At 63.0% G+C, this 18,762-nt stretch carries 21 protein-coding genes and 1 tRNA gene; 9 read left to right on the forward strand and 13 right to left on the reverse strand.

The window, feature by feature from the left end; all coding sequences use genetic code 11:
* Entirely contained in the window at positions 1-639 is a 639-nt protein-coding gene (locus tag NKJ57_RS16585; protein ID WP_023671666.1) for an NrsF family protein, read from the forward strand.
* A gap of 202 nt (positions 640-841) precedes the next feature.
* A complete protein-coding gene (locus NKJ57_RS16590; protein ID WP_050587141.1) occupies positions 842-2,776 on the forward strand; it encodes a PAS domain S-box protein in 1,935 nt (644 codons plus the stop codon).
* 27 nt (positions 2,777-2,803) lie between these two features.
* Here the strand turns inward: NKJ57_RS16590 and NKJ57_RS16595 are convergent, their stop codons facing one another.
* From NKJ57_RS16595 to NKJ57_RS16625, 7 genes are all read right to left on the reverse strand, one after another.
* Entirely contained in the window at positions 2,804-3,682 is an 879-nt protein-coding gene (locus NKJ57_RS16595) for a 3-hydroxybutyryl-CoA dehydrogenase (protein ID WP_023671668.1), read from the reverse strand.
* Positions 3,683-3,802: 120 nt separating this feature from the next.
* Entirely contained in the window at positions 3,803-4,732 is a 930-nt protein-coding gene (locus NKJ57_RS16600) for an electron transfer flavoprotein subunit alpha/FixB family protein (RefSeq protein WP_023671669.1), read from the reverse strand.
* Positions 4,733-4,752: 20 nt separating this feature from the next.
* Positions 4,753-5,502, reverse strand: coding sequence for an electron transfer flavoprotein subunit beta/FixA family protein (locus tag NKJ57_RS16605; protein ID WP_023671670.1), 750 nt, complete (start codon positions 5,500-5,502; stop codon positions 4,753-4,755).
* Positions 5,503-5,717: 215 nt separating this feature from the next.
* The gene (locus NKJ57_RS16610) at positions 5,718-6,518 is read right to left on the reverse strand and encodes a rhomboid family intramembrane serine protease (RefSeq protein ID WP_023671671.1); all 801 of its coding nucleotides are present in this window, start codon (positions 6,516-6,518) and stop codon (positions 5,718-5,720) included.
* Between the two features lie 29 nt (positions 6,519-6,547).
* The gene (locus NKJ57_RS16615) at positions 6,548-7,129 is read right to left on the reverse strand and encodes a cob(I)yrinic acid a,c-diamide adenosyltransferase (protein ID WP_023828413.1); all 582 of its coding nucleotides are present in this window, start codon (positions 7,127-7,129) and stop codon (positions 6,548-6,550) included.
* Positions 7,130-7,148: 19 nt separating this feature from the next.
* Complete coding sequence (locus tag NKJ57_RS16620) at positions 7,149-7,340, reverse strand: twin transmembrane helix small protein (protein ID WP_023671673.1); 192 nt, start codon at positions 7,338-7,340, stop codon at positions 7,149-7,151.
* 24 nt (positions 7,341-7,364) lie between these two features.
* A complete protein-coding gene (locus tag NKJ57_RS16625; protein ID WP_352511808.1) occupies positions 7,365-8,231 on the reverse strand; it encodes an SDR family oxidoreductase in 867 nt (288 codons plus the stop codon).
* 60 nt (positions 8,232-8,291) lie between these two features.
* Between NKJ57_RS16625 and NKJ57_RS16630 the strand changes: the two genes are divergently transcribed.
* A complete protein-coding gene (locus NKJ57_RS16630) occupies positions 8,292-9,143 on the forward strand; it encodes a YihY/virulence factor BrkB family protein (RefSeq protein ID WP_023671675.1) in 852 nt (283 codons plus the stop codon).
* Here the strand turns inward: NKJ57_RS16630 and NKJ57_RS16635 are convergent.
* Positions 9,140-10,015 carry a DMT family transporter gene (locus NKJ57_RS16635; protein ID WP_352511807.1) on the reverse strand — a complete coding sequence of 292 codons (876 nt, stop codon included), beginning with the start codon at positions 10,013-10,015 and terminating at the stop codon, positions 9,140-9,142. The genes NKJ57_RS16630 and NKJ57_RS16635 overlap by 4 nt on opposite strands.
* A 205-nt stretch (positions 10,016-10,220) precedes the next feature.
* Here NKJ57_RS16635 and NKJ57_RS16640 point away from each other — a divergent pair, with 205 nt between their 5' ends.
* Positions 10,221-10,508 carry a hypothetical protein gene (locus NKJ57_RS16640; protein ID WP_352511806.1) on the forward strand — a complete coding sequence of 96 codons (288 nt, stop codon included), beginning with the start codon at positions 10,221-10,223 and terminating at the stop codon, positions 10,506-10,508.
* Here NKJ57_RS16640 and gluQRS read toward each other — a convergent pair whose 3' ends face one another.
* On the reverse strand, positions 10,509-11,384 hold the full coding sequence (gene gluQRS / locus NKJ57_RS16645; protein WP_352511805.1) for a tRNA glutamyl-Q(34) synthetase GluQRS: 876 nt from the start codon (positions 11,382-11,384) through the stop codon (positions 10,509-10,511).
* A gap of 74 nt (positions 11,385-11,458) precedes the next feature.
* Here gluQRS and NKJ57_RS16650 point away from each other — a divergent pair, with 74 nt between their 5' ends.
* A complete protein-coding gene (locus tag NKJ57_RS16650) occupies positions 11,459-12,100 on the forward strand; it encodes a DNA-3-methyladenine glycosylase family protein (protein ID WP_352511803.1) in 642 nt (213 codons plus the stop codon).
* A gap of 128 nt (positions 12,101-12,228) precedes the next feature.
* On the forward strand, positions 12,229-12,786 hold the full coding sequence (locus NKJ57_RS16655) for an HNH endonuclease (RefSeq protein ID WP_008874122.1): 558 nt from the start codon (positions 12,229-12,231) through the stop codon (positions 12,784-12,786).
* A 265-nt stretch (positions 12,787-13,051) separates the two neighbouring features.
* Here the strand turns inward: NKJ57_RS16655 and NKJ57_RS16660 are convergent, their stop codons facing one another.
* Both NKJ57_RS16660 and NKJ57_RS16665 read right to left on the reverse strand, forming a co-directional pair.
* A complete protein-coding gene (locus NKJ57_RS16660; RefSeq protein ID WP_023731053.1) occupies positions 13,052-13,570 on the reverse strand; it encodes a disulfide bond formation protein B in 519 nt (172 codons plus the stop codon).
* A 62-nt stretch (positions 13,571-13,632) separates the two neighbouring features.
* A complete protein-coding gene (locus tag NKJ57_RS16665) occupies positions 13,633-14,217 on the reverse strand; it encodes a YqaA family protein (RefSeq protein WP_023673756.1) in 585 nt (194 codons plus the stop codon).
* A 205-nt stretch (positions 14,218-14,422) separates the two neighbouring features.
* On the opposite strand from NKJ57_RS16665, the gene NKJ57_RS16670 reads away from it, so the two are divergent.
* A tRNA-Leu gene (locus NKJ57_RS16670) sits at positions 14,423-14,507 on the forward strand.
* A 188-nt stretch (positions 14,508-14,695) separates the two neighbouring features.
* Here the strand turns inward: NKJ57_RS16670 and NKJ57_RS16675 are convergent.
* Together NKJ57_RS16675 and NKJ57_RS16680 are read right to left on the reverse strand one after the other, a co-directional pair.
* Positions 14,696-15,271: a cation efflux transmembrane domain-containing protein gene (locus tag NKJ57_RS16675; RefSeq protein WP_023673757.1), complete on the reverse strand. Its 576-nt coding sequence runs from the start codon at positions 15,269-15,271 to the stop codon at positions 14,696-14,698.
* Positions 15,272-15,404: 133 nt separating this feature from the next.
* Positions 15,405-16,556, reverse strand: a complete 1,152-nt coding sequence (locus NKJ57_RS16680) for a YncE family protein (RefSeq protein ID WP_352511802.1) — start codon at positions 16,554-16,556, stop codon at positions 15,405-15,407.
* 605 nt (positions 16,557-17,161) lie between these two features.
* On the opposite strand from NKJ57_RS16680, the gene NKJ57_RS16685 reads away from it, so the two are divergent.
* On the forward strand, positions 17,162-18,076 hold the full coding sequence (locus NKJ57_RS16685) for a hypothetical protein (protein WP_023735178.1): 915 nt from the start codon (positions 17,162-17,164) through the stop codon (positions 18,074-18,076).
* Positions 18,077-18,139: 63 nt separating this feature from the next.
* Entirely contained in the window at positions 18,140-18,754 is a 615-nt protein-coding gene (locus NKJ57_RS16690; protein ID WP_050589749.1) for a hypothetical protein, read from the forward strand.
* The last annotated feature ends 8 nt before the right edge of the window (positions 18,755-18,762 follow it).

Below are 18,762 nucleotides of genomic sequence, written 5' to 3' on the forward strand. Positions count from 1 at the left end.
ATGAGGACGGAGGATCTCATCAAGGCACTCGACGCCGACACAAGCAGCAAGGCGATGCCGCTGCGCTCGGCCTGGTTGATGGCGGCCGCAGCCGCGGCGGTGATCGCGGCTCTGGTCTTCTTTCTCACCATCGGCCCGCGTCCCGACATCATGACCGCCATGCACACGATGCGGTTCCTGGCGAAGTTCGTGTTCACCATCGTGCTCGCCGTCACCGCCTTTGGCCTGGTCCGGGCGTTGTCGACGCCTGGCGCTTCGACGGCAAGAGCCGCGGCCTGGATGCTGGCGGCGCCGCTGCTGGTGGCCGTGGCGGTGGCTCTCGAACTGTTCATGGTGCCGGAGCCGATGTGGAGCACGCGCATGGTCGGCTCCAACATGATGATCTGCATGGGCTTCATCCCGCTGATCGGCATCGGCCCGCTTGCCGTCTTCCTGTGGATGCTGCGCTATGGCGCGCCGACGCGGCCGGTGTTGGCCGGGGCGGTCGCGGGACTGCTCGCCGGCGGCCTGGCGGCGACCTTCTACGCCGCGCACTGCTTCGACGATTCGCCGCTTTTCGTCGCCACCTGGTACACGCTCGCCATCGCCGTCCTCGCCGGTCTGGGCGCGCTCGGGGGACGGTTCTTCGTGCGCTGGTGACCGGGCCGTTCAAGATCGCCCAATAATCACCGATCCTTAATCATGCCGGCAATTGTTTGCGGGTTCACCGTGTTGCCGGTGGCTCCGGCGCAACCTTTCCTTAAAATCGATCATCCAGTGTTTTTTGCAGAAATGTGTTGCGCATGGGGTGGCATGCACAGTGATGCGGCGAGAGCGAAAAAGCCTGCGGGCTGACAGTCACGTGGCTTTGGTGCTTGCGGCCGGAGGGCTTTGCGCTGCCGTGGTCGCGCTCCTGCTGTCGCGGCTCGATGTCAGCGCCGAAGTGCTGAAGCTATGCTTGCAGATATCGGTGCCGGTCGCCGCCGTTGCGCTGATTCTCGCCGCCCTGTTCATTTACCGGATACTGGACGACCGCCGGCAGATCGCCGAAAGCGAGCAGCGTTTCCGCCGCGCCATGGAGGATTCGGCGATCGGCATCGCCATTGTCGGCCTCGACGGCCGCATCCATGAAACCAACCCGGCCTTCGCCGCCATGCTCGGCTACAGCAAGCAGGAGATCGAGGCGCTGACCTTCTTCCAGATCACCCATCCCGACGATGTGCAGATCGGCCGTGAGACGATGGACGGCATGCGGGCGGGCACCGTCAACGCCTTCCACTTCGAAAAGCGCTACCTCAGGAAGGACGGCACGCCGGTATGGGCCCATCTTGCCGGTTCCGTCATTCGCGACGAGAAGAGCGGGAGCCCGCTCTACCTGGTCTCCCAGATCGAGGATATCGATGCGCGCAAGCAATCCGAGGCGCGCATAGCCGAAGCCGAAACGCGCTGGAATTTTGCCCTGGCCAGCGCCGGACAAGGCGTCTGGGATCTTGATATGCGGAAGGGCGGCACCACCTACTCCGCCACCTGGGTGAAGATGCTGGGCTATGCCGATGGCGAACTGGACGGCGACCCCGACCGCTGGCTGGCGATGATCCACCCCGACGATCGCGAAAACGTCGCCGAAGCCGATCGTGCCCATCTGGAGGGCAGGACACCGTTCTTCGAAGCCGAGTTCCGGATGCGCCACAAGGATGGCCACTGGGTCTGGATCCTCGACCGCGGCAAGACGCTCGAACGCGACAAGGACGGACGGCTGGTCAGGGCCATCGGCAGCCTGACCGACATCACCCAGCGCAAGCAAACCGAGGAAAGCCTCATCGTATCGGCGGCAATGCTGGCCGACGAGAAGGAGCGGCTGAGGGTGACGCTGCAGTCGATCGGCGACGCCGTCATCTGCACCGATGCCGCCAACCGCATCACCTTCATGAACCCGGTCGCCGAAAAGCTCACCGGCGTTGTTGGCGCGGAGGCGCTCGGCAAGACGCTTGGCCATGTCTACTGGGCGGTGGACGAAGAAACCGGGCAAAGGATCGGCATGACGCGGCCGGCGCTCGGCAGCGCCAGCCCTGCCGACCAGAACAGTCGCGCCGTCCTCATCCGTCGCGACGACACACGCTGCAGCATCCGCCAGGTGGTGTCGCCGATCATGAACGACCGCCAGGAGTTCTGCGGTCTTGTCATCGTCTTCCAGGACTTCACCGATGCGCGCGCCTTGCAGCGCCAGCTCGCCTATGCCGCCGCGCATGATGCGCTGACCGGCCTTGCCAACCGTTCGAGCTTTATCCGCACCATGGAGGAACTGGTCGACCGGAGCCGCAAGGCCGGCACAGCCAGGTCGGCGGGCGAACATCATTTCATGTTCATCGATCTGGACCATTTCAAGCTGGTCAACGACACTGGCGGGCACGCCGCCGGCGACGCCTTGCTGAAGCGGGTTGCCGAGGCCATTCGCGGTGCGCTTGGGCCGGAGGATATCGTGGCCCGCCTCGGCGGCGACGAATTCGCGGTCATCCTGAAAGCCGGGCCGAGCGCCGGCGCCAGGATTGCCGCACGCTCTGTCATCGACGCCATCCGCGGCCTGCAGTTCAGCTGGGACGGCCGGCCGCATGCGATCGATGCCAGCATCGGGCTGGCGCCAATCCACAGCAACAGCGGTGAAGTCGACGAGATCATCGCCCGGGCCGATGCTGCCTGCTATGCGGCCAAGGCCGCCGGCCGCGGCTGTGTTTCCGTGGCGCCTGACGATACCGGGTCAAGAGGCCAAGCAGAGCCGCCGCTTGCAGCGGCGTCCTGAGGGAGCACGGAACTTTCGTTCTGGTGGTTAGCGCGTCGGAACCGGATGCTCGCCGCGATAGTCGTAGAAGCCGCGCCCGGTCTTGCGGCCGAGCCAGCCGGCCTCGACATATTTCACCAGCAGCGGGCAGGGGCGATATTTCGAATCCGACAGGCCGTCATGCAGCACCTGCATAATCGACAGGCAGGTGTCGAGGCCGATGAAATCGGCGAGCTGCAGCGGTCCCATCGGATGGTTGGCGCCGAGCCGCATGGCGGTGTCGATGGCATCGACCGAGCCGACCCCCTCATAGAGCGTGTAGATCGCCTCGTTGATCATCGGCAACAGAATGCGGTTGACGATGAAGGCCGGAAAATCTTCAGAGACGGTGATGGTCTTGTCGAGCTGTTTCACATAGGCCTTGGCCGCCTCGAAGGTCTGATCCTCGGTAGCGATGCCGCGCACCAGTTCGACCAGCTTCATCAGCGGCACGGGGTTCATGAAATGTATGCCGATAAAACGCTCGGGACGGTCGGTCTGCGCCGCAAGCCGGGTGATCGAAATCGACGAGGTGTTGGTCGCCAGAATGGCTTCCGGGTTGAGCTGGGGACAGAGCTGCGCGTAAATCTTGCGCTTGACCGTCTCGTCCTCGGTCGCCGCCTCGATAACCAGATCGGCACCGGCGAGATCAGCCATGGTGGGGGCTGCGGAAATGCGCGCCATCGCTTCGTTACGCAGCTTTTCCTCAAGCTTGCCGGAGCCGACCTGACGGGCCATGTTGCCGCTGACCGTGGCAATGCCCTTCTCGATACGGTCGGGCGAGACGTCGTAGATCAGCACCTTGAAACCCGAAAGTGCTGATACATGCGCGATGCCGCCGCCCATCTGGCCGGCGCCGATGATGCCGATCGTCTCGATCTTGGCCATTTGCAGCGATCCCGTCGAAAAGGCCTTTGCGGCCTGCTTTTTGTGCAGTGCAAACTAAAAGGGTGGGGCAGCTTCGTCTACCCCACCCTTTCACAATTTAATACGCTTTGGCAGAGAGCGTCAAAGCGCCTTTTGCAGTTCCGGCAGGATGACGAACAGGTCGCCGACCAGGCCGTAATCGGCAACCTGGAAGATCGGCGCCTCTTCGTCCTTGTTGATGGCGACGATGACCTTCGAATCCTTCATGCCAGCAAGGTGCTGGATGGCGCCGGAAATGCCGACGGCAATATAGAGGTCCGGCGCCACGACCTTGCCGGTCTGGCCGACCTGCCAGTCATTCGGGGCGTAGCCGGCGTCGACGGCAGCGCGCGAGGCGCCGACGGCTGCACCGAGCTTGTCGGCGACCGGCAGGATGACTTCCTGGAACTTTTCCGAGGAGCCGAGCGCGCGGCCGCCCGAAATGATGATCTTTGCCGAGGTCAGCTCCGGACGGTCGGTTTCCGAGAGTTTGTTCTCGACGAAAGTGGAGAGGCCGGGATTGGCCGCGGCCTTCACCGTCTCGACAGCTGCCGAGCCGCCCTCGGGGGCAGCCTGGAAGGAGGCGGTGCGCACAGTGATGACCCTCTTGGCGTCGGTAGACTGCACCGTCTGGATCGCATTGCCAGCATAGATCGGCCGCTTGAACGTGTCTGGTGAAACCACTTCGATGATCTCGGAGACTTGCGCGACATCGAGCAGGGCCGCCACGCGCGGCGCGACGTTCTTGCCCGACGAGGTCGCCGGCCCGATTATGGTGTCGTAGGCGCCGGCCAGCGAGACAACGAGTGCGGCGAGCGGTTCGGCGAGGCGCTCGGCCAGTTCGTCGGCCTCGGCCAGCAGCACCTTGCTCACGCCCTTGAGCTTGGCGGCGGCGTCGGCAGCGCCTTTGGCGCCTTTGCCGGCGACCAGCACATGCACGTCCGAACCGATCTGCAGCGCCGCCGAGAGCGCTTTGGCGGTCTGGTCGGAAAGAGTTGCGTTGTCGTGTTCTGCGATGAGGAGAATGGTCATTTTATCTGTTCCTTCCAGTCTCAGAGCACGCCGGCTTCGTTCTTCAGCTTGTCGACCAGTTCGGCGACGCTCTTGACCTTCACGCCCGCCTTGCGGCCGCTGGGCTCCTCGGTCTTGAGCACCTTCAGGCGCGGCTTGACGTCGGCGCCGTAATCGGCCGGGCTCTTTTCGTCGAGCGGCTTCTTCTTGGCCTTCATGATGTTGGGCAGCGAGGCGTAGCGCGGCTGGTTGAGGCGAAGATCGGCGGTGATGATCGCCGGCATCTTCAGTTCCACCGTCTGCAGGCCGCCATCGACTTCGCGCGTCACCTTGGCCTTGTCGCCGTCGAGCACGACCTTGGAGGCGAAGGTGCCCTGTGCCCAGCCGAGCAGGGCGGCCAGCATCTGGCCGGTCTGGTTCGAGTCATCATCGATCGCCTGCTTGCCGAGGATCACGAGGCCGGGCTGCTCGGCGTCGACGACGCCCTTCAGCACCTTGGCGACGCCGAGCGGCTCGGTCTGTTCATCTGTCTTGACCAGGATGGCGCGGTCGGCGCCCATGGCGAGCGCGGTGCGGAGCGTTTCCTGCGCCTGCTGCGGGCCGATCGAAACGACGATGATCTCTTCGGCCTTGCCGGCTTCCTTCAGCCGGAGTGCCTCTTCCACCGCGATCTCGTCGAACGGGTTCATCGCCATCTTGACATTGGCGAGTTCAACCGCCGAACCATCAGCCTTGACGCGAACCTTGACGTTCGCATCCACAACCCGCTTCACGGGCACAAGGATCTTCATTTGCCTGTCACCTCTCCTGAGATATCCGGGCGCGCTATAGCAGCGTGCGCCTCCGCAGAGTTGTCGAAAGCCGACATTCCTGACTGAATTGCGGCCAAACGGAATCCTGGCCGGACGAATTCTGGTCTTCTGCCGCCTAGCGGTGGCGCTCTCCGTAGTTGTGGCGACGCAACACGTCAATATGCCACGGCAGCGGCCAAACCACTCAAATCGGTTCAGTTGTGACCGGAAGCGCCACCCCGGCCCCAACGCGTCTCAGGTTGCACGGGAGCCGGACCGGCTGGCGCCGGCCCAATAGAAGCGGCTGGCTGATCGGCGGGTTCCGGCTCGCCGTCGTCACCGGCGAGCAGCGGCACGCCGCGGCTGCGCATGATGAGCACCAGCACGCCACCGGCAATGATGCCGCCAATGTGGCAGGCCCAGGATATCTGGTTTTCGCCGCCGGCGGCAAACATCACCACCTGGAAGCCGATCCACAGGATCAGCGGGATGAAGGCCGGGATACGCAGCGGAATCCGGGCAAAGACCAGCACCCACACTTTCACCCGAGGGTAGAGGACCAGATAGGCGGCGACGACGCCGGCAATGGCGCCGGAGGCGCCGATCAGCGGAACCTCCGAACTCCAGGCGACGAGCCCCTGGAAGAAGGCGCCGGCGATGGCGCAAAGCAGGTAGAAGATGAGGTAGCGGATGTGGCCGAGTGCGTCCTCGACATTATCGCCGAACACCCACAGGAACAGCATGTTGCCGCCGAGATGAAAGATATCGGCATGCAGGAAGGCATAGGTAAGGTAACTCAGGCTCTCGGGAATGACGACGAATTGGGGCGAGAGTTCTGCCGTGTCGTGGACAACCGAAGGAATGAAGCCGAAGCCGAGCACGGCTGCGTTGTTGAAATTTTCGCCGCCGATCGTCGTGATGAGAAAGACCAACACGTTGGCCGCGATCAGGCCGATCGTCACATATTGCAGCCGGATGTGGCGCAACCTGTTGGAGTCGTAAAGCGGGATGAACATGCCCCAAGCCCTTTCCCGCCTTCGAAAATTCAGCGGTTCTTGCCGGGCACCCATAACACGTCGGCATTTCCGTTGTCATTGACCGCACGAGCGGCGACGAACAGAAAGTCCGAGACGCGGTTTATGTATTTCAGCCCCTCGCGATTGACATGTTCGGCCGGGTCCTGCGCCAGTGCCACCATGATCCGCTCGGCCCGTCGCGCCACGGTGCGGGCAAGATGAAGTGCTGCCGCCGCCGGCGTGCCGCCATTGAGCACGAAGGATTTGAGCGGCTGCAGATTCTTGTTGAGAAGGTCGATATCCTTTTCGACGCGGTCGGTCTGCGAGGCGATGATGCGCAGCGGCTCGTAGCCGAGCGGCTTGCCGTCGTCGGGCACGGCGAGATCGGCGCCGAGGTCGAACAAATCGTTCTGGATGCGGGACAGCATGGCGTCGATGGCGGGATAACTTGCCGCTGTGTGCAGGCGGGCGATGCCGATGCAGGCATTGGCTTCATCGACGGTGCCGTAGGCATCGACGCGCAGGTCGGATTTCAGCCTGCGTTCACCGGTGCCGAGGCCAGTGGTGCCGTCATCGCCCGTGCGGGTGTAGATCTTGTTGAGCTTGACCACGTCGCCTCCCGAACGGCCGTCACTTGCGGGTGAAATACACCACCAGCAGGATCAGTGCCAACGCCAGCGCCTGCAGCAGCACGCGTGCCTGCATCAGCTTGTTCGAGCTCACACCGGAGCCGCCGCGCATCATGTTGATGAGGCCGCGGACAAGCACGATCACCACGGCGACCATGACGAGGACGAGGAGGACTTTGATGACGGTTGCCATGATCTGTTCCCAGTTCTGTTGCGATCAGGCGCGTCCGGCCAGAACGCGGTAGAGCATCGATGCCGGCAGGATGCGCTTGAGCATCACGCCAATCCTGGCCGGCACTGTTACCACATAGTGCGGGCGCGGGCACCGCGACAGAAGTGCATGGCGCAAGGCCGCATAGACCACCTCCGGCCCCTTTTTCAGCCGTGATGAGCTGCCGCCGGCCCGAAGCCGCGCCAGCTGCGTGGCATAGGCGACGTGGTGGACGGAATTCTCGTGGTCGATGTTTTTCAGGAACCAGAACAGCCCGTTGCTGGCGATTTTCGAGATCACCGGCCCCGGTTCGATCAGCGAGACATGGATGCCGCTGCCCCTGAGTTCCTGCTGCATGCACAGCATCAGGCCTTCGAGCGCGTGCTTGGAGGCTGAGTAGGCGCCGCGAAAAGGGACCGGCGCTAGCCCAAGGATCGAGGAACAATGAACGAGGCGGCCATGTCCCTGGCGACGCATTACCGGTACGATGCGTCGGGTGAGGTCGTGCCAGCCGAAGAAATTGGCCTCGAACTGCTCGCGCAATGCCGCAACCGGCAGGTCTTCCACGGCGCCGGGCTGTGCATGGGCGCCGTTGTTGAACAGGGCGTCGAGGCGTCCGCCTGTCCGCTCCAGCACCGATGCCGCAAGTGCTGCGATGGAATCCGGCTCACGGTAGTCGAGATAAAAGGCCTCGATGCCGTCGGCTTCAAGTGCGGCTATGTCATCCGGCTTGCGCGCCGTTGCAAACACGCGCCAGCCATCCGCCTTCAGTGCACGGGCGCAGTGGGCGCCTATCCCGGACGAGGCGCCGGTGACGATGATGGTGCGCAACTCTTTGGCAGGCGGCATCGTGGTTTGAGCAAGGGTTGCCATTTGCCACAATCCCTTCCCATATTCGCGGCGTCGAGACAATCGAAGGGAACGCGGCTCTTGATGCGGAATATCGTCGTGCTGCGCCGCGTGCTCTATGACGCGCTTGGCCATTTCAACACCGATGACGGCTGGGCCATGGCCAGCCATCTGGCGATCACTTCGCTCATGGCGCTGTTCCCGTTCCTGATCTTCGCCACCACGCTGGCGAGCTTCCTCGGCGCGCAGGCGTTCGCCGATACTGCCGTGCACCTGGTCTTCGACACCTGGCCCGAACAGATCGCCAAGCCTATCGCGCGCGAAGTGCTCAACGTGCTGACCGTGCGGCGCACCGATCTTTTGACCTACGGCGTGCTGCTGGCGGCCTATTTCGCCTCCAACGGCATCGAGGCGCTGCGCACCTCGCTCAACCGCGCCTACCGCGTCGCCGAAACGCGCGGCATCATCTACCGCCGGGTGCAGAGCATTTTCTTCGTGCTGATCGCGACGGCCGGTTTCCTGGCGATCAGCGTGCTCCTGGTCTTTGCGCCTTTGCTGGCGCGGCTGGCGGAAGCTCATTTCGAGTGGATCAAACCCTATACGGGCACGATCACGCTATGGCGTTACGTCATCGCCTCAACCGTCATTATCGGTGGCTTGTTTGCCGTCCACTACTGGCTGCCGGCGGGCAAGCGCCGCTTTGTCTCGCTGGTGCCTGGCATCATCTTCACTCTGGCTGCGTGGCTTGTCGGCTCGACGATGTTCGCGACCTACCTCGACCATTTCTCGTCCTATGTGACGACCTATGCCGGCCTCGCCTCGATCATGATCGCCGTGGTTTTCCTCTATATGCTGTCGGCGATCTTCATCCTCGGCGGCGAACTCAATGCGGCGATCAGCCGCTTTCTCGAAGCGCGCGCACGTGTCGGCAGCTAGGTTCTGGCTGGCCGAGCCGTGGCCAGCCCGACGCCGAGCGTCGCGATTGCCATGCCGACGATCTGCACGAGGCTGAGCTGTTCGCCGAACAGCACCCAGGCGATGACTGCGGTGACGGCCGGCACCAGGTAGAACAGCGACGCGACCTTCGACATCTCGCCGTCGCGAATCATCACCATCAGCAGGAAGATGGCGCCGATCGACAGCACCAGGACCAGCCAGGCCATGGCGAAGATCAGTTCGCCGTTGATGATCACCGTGTGGGTCTCCAGTGCCAGCGAAGCCAGGATCATCAGCGAGCCGCCGCCGATATATTGCCACATCGTCGCCGCCACCAGGTCGCCGCCCGAGGCATAGCGCTTCTGCCAGATGGTCCCGGCGCTCATGCCCAGCACCGAGACCAGCGACGCCGCCAGGGTTTCGGGCGTAACGCCGCCGCCGAGCGCGCCGAGCTTCGGCCACAGCACGATGATCACTCCCACAAGGCCGACGGCAAGGCCGGCCCAATGGCGCGGCAGGATGGCCTCGCCGAGGAACCGGCCGGCAAGCACGGCGGTGATCAGCGGTTGCAGGCCGACGATCAGCGCCGAAAGCCCGGCGGGCATGCCCCTGTGGATCGCCCAGAACACCGCGCCGAGATAGATGCCATGCATGAGGATGCCGGCGACCGTGGCGTGAAGCGCTTCTGCCCTTGTGGCTCGCTTCGAGCCAAGCACGAGCATCAGGCCGGCGAGCAGCAAGGCGGCGATGACAAAGCGGGCCGCCAGAAAGGTGAAGGGCTCCGCCCAGGGCATGGCGTAGCGCGCGCCGATGAAACCTGTCGCCCACAGGACGACAAACGAGGCGGGGATGAACCGCTTGAGACTGTGCATTTTCGGGGAAGCCGTTTCCGGTGGGTGAAGAGACAAATACGGCAATTGCTCTAATGCGGTTCAATCCGGCAAGCAAAGCGAAACAATTGGTACATAAGCTCATCCTGATGTAGGGGGTGGCCGAATTCAAAGGGCGGCGTCAGGGCAATCGACTTCTGTCGATGGATCCGGCGACATGGCGTTTCGGCTTCGACAGGGAGTGCGCATGCTGTTGCATCTGGACACAAGCTGGCTGTTGATGACGGTGGCCAGTGTGGCCGTGTTCGGCTTCTTCTTCGGTTCAGCGCTCGACGCCATCATGCAGGAGGACGGTTTTGGGTCGACCGGCAACACATTGCTGTTCACGCTCGGCTTTTTCGCCGCGGTCATGGCCGCGAACGAACATGGCATCGTCCTGAGAGATCTGAAGCTCGCGGTTGCCTGGGGACTGGGCGGCGCCTTCGCGTTTGTCGGCGCGTTGGCGCTGCTCAAGGCGGGGCTGGCCCGGCTTTAGTCATAGCCCGACCAGCCGCCTGACATCGTCCGGCGACATGCCTGCCTGCCTCAGCGCGGCAAGGCCGGTATCAGCAAAACTCTTCGACAGTTTGCGCCCATCCGGTCCGAGTATGAGACGGTGGTGGAAATACTGCGGCTGGCCGAGGCCGAGCAATTCCTGCAGCAGGCGCTGGATGCCGGTCGCGGAATAGAGGTCGCGGCCACGCACGACATGGCTCACACCTTGCAGGGCGTCGTCGACGACGACGGCCAGGTGATAGCTGGTCGGTATGTCGCGGCGCGCCAGAATGACGTCGCCCCAGTCCTGCGGACGCGCCTCGACGCGCTGCGTCGCCGAAAGCGTCTCGTTGGTGAATTCGCGCCAGGACAAATCCGTGCCGACGCGCGCCAGTGCCGCCTTAACGTCGAGGCGCCAGGCGAAGGGCGCATTTTCGGCGATGCGGCGGTTGCGTTCGCTGATCGGCAGCGCCTTGTCGGCGCCGGGATAAAGCGGCACGCCGTCCGGGTCGCGCGGCCAGTCGCGGCCGCGCTTTTCGCTGTCGGCGATGAAGGCCCTGATCTCGCCACGGCTCATGAAGGCAGGGTAGACGAGTTCTTCGCGGACCAGCCGGTCGAGCACGGCCCGGTAGTCGGTAAAATGCTCGGCCTGGCGCCGCACCGGCTGTTCCCATTCGAGACCTAACCATTCGAGGTCGCGAAAGATGCCGGCCTCGAATTCAGGCGTGCAGCGGATCGTGTCGATGTCCTCGATGCGCAGCAGCAGGCGGCCGCCGGCGGCACGCGCCAGTTGCTGGTTGAGCAATGCCGAATAGGCATGGCCGAGATGCAGTTCGCCATTCGGGCTCGGCGCGAAGCGGAATGTCAGGAGCGTCATCTCACAAGCGGCAATCGGGTTGTGCAGCGGTTTTGCCAATTGCTACCGTGCGGCCGGTTCAGGAACAAGAAAACATGCAACGCATCGCGACACTGGACGATATTGCGCGCGGGCTGGATGCGCTTTGCGCAATCGATCCGCGCCTGGAAAAGGTGCGCGGCATGGCCGGCGAGGTGCCGCTTCGGCTCTCTGAACCCGGTTTTCGAAGCCTGGCCTCCATTATCGTTTCGCAACAAGTATCCCGTGCGAGCGCCGATGCGATTTTCGGCCGGCTGGTGAAACTGGTCGATCCGCTGACGCCGCAGGCGATCCTTGCCGCCGGCGAGGACATGTTTCGCGGGGCCGGGCTGTCGCGGCCGAAGCAGCGCGGTCTGATCGCGGTTGCGCAGGCCGTGGTTGAGGGGCTCGACCTGCATCACCTCTGTTCGCTCGACGCCGAAGAGGCGATCGCGGCTATGATCGCGGTGCCGGGCATCGGCCCGTGGACGGCGGAAGTCTATCTCCTGTTTGCCGCCGGCCACCCCGATATTTTTCCCGCGCGCGACGTCGCGCTGCAGAGCGCGGTTGGCCACGCGCTCGGCATAGAGCCGCGTCCGCCGGAGAAAACGCTGATCGCTCTGGCCGAATCATGGAGCCCGTGGCGAGGCGTCGCATCGCGGCTTTTCTGGTCCTATTATCGCGAAACCAGGGGCCGGGATGCGGCACCTCCGGCCTGAAGCCGTAAAAAAGCATGAAAATCCTGCATTTTTGCCGCTTTTGGCTGATGACAATCCGCTTCACATCCCTGTCATGTCGGGCTTACAGTATCCGCGCCGATCGGTTCTAGAACGAGGAGGTCAACAAGGTGACGGTTGCCGTATCTCCGGATGGGCTTCCTGCGCTGGTGCTGAATGCGGATTACCGTCCGCTCAGCTATTACCCCTTGTCGCTCTGGTCCTGGCAGGACGCCATCAAGGCGGTGTTCCTCGACCGGGTCAACATCGTCGCCGAATACGAGCATGCAGTGTCTTCGCCGACCTTTTCGATGAAGCTGCCCAGCGTCGTCAGCCTTAAGGCCTATGTGAAGCCGTCGAGGCACCCGGCATTCACCCGCTTCAATGTGTTCCTGCGCGACCGCTTCCAGTGCCAGTATTGCGGCACGCCCGAGGATCTGACCTTCGACCACGTCATCCCGCGCCATCGCGGCGGGGCGACGACGTGGGAGAATGTCGTGGCCGCCTGTTCACCCTGCAATCTGAGGAAGGGCGGCATGATGCCGGCGCACGCCAAGATGTGGCCGCTGCAGAAGCCCTACCAGCCGACCGTGCACGACCTGCACAACAATGGCCGGCTGTTCCCGCCCAACCATCTGCATGAAAGCTGGATGGATTACCTCTACTGGGATGTGGAGTTGGAGCCGTAGGGATTGGCGCGATCGGCCTTGCTAGGGCAATCGCCGATGTCAGTCCTGCCTCTCATCCGGCTGCCGCCACCTTCTCCCCGTATAGTGACGGGGAGAAGGGAATTGGCTGCAAATTTGGCGCCCTTCTTTCAGCGTTCCGGCTTGGCGAAACCATTGGTGACTGCGTCTTTCTCCCCGTCACTATACGGGGAGAGATGCCCGGCAGGGCAATGAGGGGCGGTGCCAACATTTAGAGACTGGCCGCATGGCGCGACCTCGCACTTGATTAATCGCGGGCCAGCGCGCCGCGGAAGGCGATGGCGGCGAGGATGAAGCTGGCGATGGCGTTCCAGCCGGCCAGCGACAGGCCGAGGATGCGCAAAGCGGCCTTGTCGCAGGACGGCGGCACGAATTTGTCGAGCGCGTCGAGCACGCCCTTGCCGCCGGTGTCGACCGGGCCGGCGCCGGCCGTGCAATCGGCCGGACCCTGCCACCAGGCCCATTCGACGCCCGAATGATAGACGCCGAGATAGAGGCCATAGAGCATCAGCAGGCCGCCGACGGCAAGCAGGCCGCGCGTCAGCCATGCGGGCGCGCTGAGCATCGAGGCAATCACCGCCAGCAGCATCAGCGGGGCGCCGATATAATAGGGCGTGCGCTGCTCCAGGCACAGATGGCAGGGGATGTAGCCGCCTATGTGCTGGAAGGCGAGCGCGGAGCCGACCGTGGCGGCCATGGCGACGGCGAGAAACAAAGCGGTGCGCGTCCGCTGGCGTCCGGTATCGGCTGTCATCGTGGCTGTCATGTTTCGTCCGTTGAATTCGCCGTCCGCCGGCATAGTCCTGACCCACCGCCCGCCTTGGGCGGTCAGAAGGCGTATTTGACGACGATATAGAGCAAAATCAGGGCGGCGGCGCCGGCGCCGACGATCAATCCCAAACGCTTCTCGATGAATTCCTTGATCTCTTCGCCATAGCGGCGCAGCAGCCAGGCAAGAAGCAGGAAACGAGCGCCACGCGCCAGGATGGCGGAGACGATGAAGACGAAAAGATTGACGTGGAGGGCGCCTGCCAGAATGGTGACCACCTTGATCGGCGGCAGGTGGGCGGCACCCGATGTGACGAGCAGCACCAGCATCAGCCCGGTGCCGGCCGACTGCCACCTCTCGAACGCGTCAAGGCCGCCAAAGTGCTCCAGCATCGGCCGTGCTATCGTGTCGTAGGCATAGTAACCGATCAGCCAGCCGGCAATGCCGCCCAGCACCGACGCGACAGTAGCGGTCAGCGCGTAGCGATAGGCGCGTTCGGGCCGCGCCAACGCCATGGGCAGGTACAAGACGTCGGCAGGTATGAAAAACACCGAGCTTTCGACGAAAGCGATGAAGGCCAGCCACCATTCGGCGGATTTGCGGGCCGCCAGCGACAAGGTCCAGTCGTAAAGTCCGCGAAGCATCGGCTCTCCTGGATGCAGGTTGCCACACGCAACGCGCTTTGATGCGCGTCTGTCTAGAAAGATTTCCCGCGCCGCACAATGGCAGGAGCTTCATGAAACAGAAAGGCGGGCTTTTGCCGCAAGCAGGGCACGGCGGCGCATTTGGCCAGTTGACGAACAGGCCTCCAACCGTATAGTCCGCGCCCATCCAGGCCTTTGGGCCTGAGCCCCTATGGCGGAATTGGTAGACGCGCTCGACTCAAAATCGAGTTCCGCAAGGAGTGCTGGTTCGATTCCGGCTAGGGGCACCATTTTTGATCTCACGCCAGTTCGCTTCGCTCATGGGCTCCGATGGGGCGGCCTGACCGGCCGACGGGCGGTCGCCCTTGCGAACCCTCCGGGTTCGAACAGTGCCTCGAACACAGAGCCAACCGCGGCTGCTGAGGATGACAGTGATAGCGCCAATCAGCGGCGGCCGGTAGCCCCGCTCTACGTGCTCTCAGGCCGCCGCACGGTGTTCTTCACGGGCAGCTTCCCACACTTCGCGGGCCGCGTCGGCGTTCATGACCGCGATCCCCAATCCCACCGCCAAATCGGGCCACGCGGAATGCCAGAGCAAGGCCGTGACCAACCCTGCGGCAATAATGGCGATGTTGGCCAAGGCGTCGTTGCGGGCCGACAGGAAGGCCGCCTTTGTGAGGCTGCCGCCACGATGCCGGTGCGCGGCCAGCATGTAGGCACAGGACAGGTTGACGGCGAGAGCGCCAAGTCCCGCCAAGGTCAAGGCGATGGGCTGCGGCGGCACCGGCACGTTGAACTTCTCCCAAGCCGTCCAGAGCGTTGCCAGACCCGGCATGAGAAGGATGAGCGCCAACGCCATCCCCACCCGCGCACGGGAGCGCACAGACCACCCAAGTGCGAGCAGGATAAGGAGGTTCACGGAAGCATCTTCAAGAAAGTCGATGCTGTCGGCGAACAGGGACACTGATCCAATGGCGAGCGCCACAGCGAACTCGATCCCGAAATAGGCAAGATTGAGAAGCGCGACGATGAGGACGATGCGGCGAAGGTTCATCTTCTGGCAGTATCCGAAACCAGTGTGTGGAGCTACAGCTTCGCGGTTTCCAAGGAAAGCCCCTGCTCGTTCCGGGCCGACGAGCGGTCGCCCTTTGCGACCCCTTGCGTTCGAGCGCGCCTCGAACGCGGACTTAGCGCATATTCCCCGTATGCCCTTGCGAATACCGCCCCGTCTGTGGCCACACCGTCAGGCCGTGCGGCTCTGAGCCAACCCGAAACTTGGTCACCGCGCCTGATGTCGTGTCGATCATGTAGGCGGCACTGTCGAAGCGGCCGGACAGCCATAGTTGTTTGCCGTCGGCGCTGACGTTGCCCATGTCGGGGCTGCCGCCGCCGGGGATCGGCCATTGCGTGACGACCGCGCGGGTAGCGAAGTCGATCACCGTCACGCTGCCCGGTCCCTTTGCCTGGCCCTGCTCCATCTTGTGCGAGCCCCGGTTCGAGACATAGAGCCGCTTGCCGTCGCGGCTGACGACGAAGCCATGGGCGCCGATGCCGGTCGGGATGAAGCCGATCTCCTTGAAATTGTCGCCATCGACGAGGAACACGCCGTCATTCATCATGTCGGCGACGTAAAAAACCTTGCCGTCGGGCGAGAGGCGGATGTCCTGCGGCATGCCCATTTTCGAGAAGTCGAGATGGCCAAGCACCTTCTGGTTCTTCAGGTCGATCTTGGCCAACCCGCCATTGCCGTATTCGCAGGTGAAGATCGCGTAGGCGCCGTCGACGGAGAAATCGGCGTGGTTGATGCCGGGACAAGTGGGCGTCGGCAGGGCCGACTTCAGCGCCATGGTGTGAGGATCGCGGAAATCGAGCCGCTCCAGGGCTTCGTCGACGACGATGGCCGCGCCCGGCATGAAATACAAATTGTAGGGATCGTCCACGGCGATCTGCGGGCCGGGCTTGCCGGTCATCGGGTCGATCGGCGTGAGGCTGCCGTTCTTGCCGGTGCCATTGTTGGCGACCCAGAGCGTCTTCAGGTCCCAGGACGGCACGACGTGCTGCGGTTTGCTGCCGACCGGGAACCTGTCGACTTCCTTGAGTGTCATGGTGTCGATCACCGTGACGCTGTTGGAGGAGCGGTTCGGCACATAGACGCGCGGCAGTGCACCCAGCGTGGCCGGGCTGAGATGGCTGGCGGCGGTGTGGCTGTAGATGTTGATGGACGGCGCGGGCTCGCTGCAATCCTCGGGACAGCTATCGGCCCAGGCGCGGACAGGCAGCAGCGCAAGCAGCAAAAAGGCCGCACGGGGACCGGCGTGACGCAAAAAGGTTCTGATCATCAGGATGGCTTGTCGTGAAGGCCGGCCGAAATTGCCGCCGGAGCCATAGCTGGTGTCTTGCCGTTGATCCAGTGGCTTTTCTCAGGCTCCCCGCGCGGTTGGCGCAGTCATTGGTGACCTGTATCGCGAGCACAAGCGGCTCGATAGCAACCAAGATCAAAATCCGTTTCGGTCAATATCAGCCTGCTTTGGCGCGTCGGATGCCTTGACCGCGCTACAGCGCCGCCATCGAAGCGGCCGGACAGTCAAAGCTGTCTGCCGTCTGCACTGAGATTGCCCACGTCCGGACTGCCGCCGAAGCGCTCAATTTCGCTCGCAATATTGCATGGCTTCCATCATTACCTCACGTTGCGAACGTCCTCGGATCTCCTCGTCCACCTTGCACACAGGTTGACACACTGCCTGCTAATGACCGCATAAGTTGTTGCTCAGGAGCAACATCGAGAACGCCATGTCGCCGAGCTGGGCCTGGATTCGGGAGGAAAACCGCTATTGACGATTGACTCAACCTTGGGCCGCCGATCACCTTTACGCAGGGAATGGTGGTGGAGGGCGTGATGGACTCAACTTGCAAAGCTTCTCACGAGAGCCGATTTGGCTGCGTAGTGGCCTCGCTGTCAGTGTTTTTTCTCATTCTCATGCTTTCTTCGGTAGCGCCAGCTTCGGCACAGGTCGTCTTCGGTGGTGACGCGGGAGATCCAGAGAACACGATCTGCAGCTTTGCCGGCGTGATCGGCACCACAATAAACGACGATTGTTCGGACTCCGACGATTATTTTGTGCCCGCACCGGGTATCACTATTGGCCCCAACGGCAGCCAAATTAATTTCGACGCGGCGACGGGTGCGGCGACCTTCGGTGGAGCGGTTGATATGGGTGGCAACATCGTAACGAACGTCGGCACCCCGACGGCAGGAACGGATGCGGCCAACAAGGATTATGTTGACGGCGTCGTCGGCGACGCTTCAGCAAAGAACATTGAGCAGGATGGCCGACTAGACGATGTCGAAGCCAAGAACACGCAGCAAGATACTCGGCTCACCGGCGTCGAGACCAAAAACGTCCAGCAGGACACCACCCTCGCCAATCACGAGACGCGGATCACGCAGACGGAAGCGAAGGATACGGAGCAAGACGGCCGGCTTGCCGGACACGACACCATGCTCGCGTCGCTCGATACGCGTGTGACGACAAACACCAGCGATATCGCATCGCTCGACGGACGAGTCGGCGCGCTGGAGAGCGGCTTCTCTGAACTAGGGACGGAGATTTCCGAGAATCGCACCGAGGCCCGTCAGGGCATCGCAGCGGCAATAGCAATGACAACTGCCCCAATGCCGTCCGTTCCGGGCCGCACGAGCTGGGCCGGCAATGTCGGTTATTTCAAGGGTGAAACGGCGTTCGGTGGCTCGCTCGCTCATCGCCTCGACTTCGATGAACCTTTCGCGTTCACCGCGGGTTATGCCTATGGCGGTGGAACCAGCCATGGTTTCCGCCTCGGTCTAGCCGGCGAGTTTTAGCGCCTGCCTGCAAGCGCCGAGGATGGAGCAAGAGCCGGCGGCCTTGGCCGGAGGGTGTGAAAAATGCGCCGATTGACGTGGCTGGCCTTGGTCATGGCCGTCTGCTGCCTGCAAGTGCTTCCCGCCCACGCACAGGCTAAGAAGGATGGTCGTTCGGCGTCCAAGGTGTCCGACGCCCCAAAACCGGCGGACATCGACCACAATGGCGTCCTGATCTTGGTCAGGTCCACATTGCTGGCACTCGACCATGCAAACAGGACCGGAAATTATTCCGTGCTGCGTGAGCTTGGCGCCCCGGACTTTCAAGCCAACAACCCTGCTCGGCTGGGTGAGATTTTCGCGAAGCAGCGCAACGAAGGGCTTGATCTCAGCGGTGTAGCCGTGCTCGAGCCGCAATTGACGTTGATGCCGCAAATCGAATCCAACGGCATGCTGCATATGGCAGGGTTTTTTCCCTCTGCCGCGATGCAGCTAAACTTCGAACTTGTTTTCGCTCCTATCGACCGGCAGTGGAAGATTTCTGCCATGTTGGTCAAAGTCGGCACCAGCGCTCCCAAGGCGCCCGATAGCCCCCCAATTCCAGCCCCCCTCCCGCCGGTCCAAAAACCGGAACCGCCAGCTGCCGCGATTACTACAAAGTCTCAGATCAAGAAGCCCGGTCGCGCTCCGCCACTATAACAATGCGC

It is taken from the genome of Mesorhizobium sp. M0077 (assembly GCF_040322955.1).
In the GTDB taxonomy this organism is placed as follows: domain Bacteria; phylum Pseudomonadota; class Alphaproteobacteria; order Rhizobiales; family Rhizobiaceae; genus Mesorhizobium.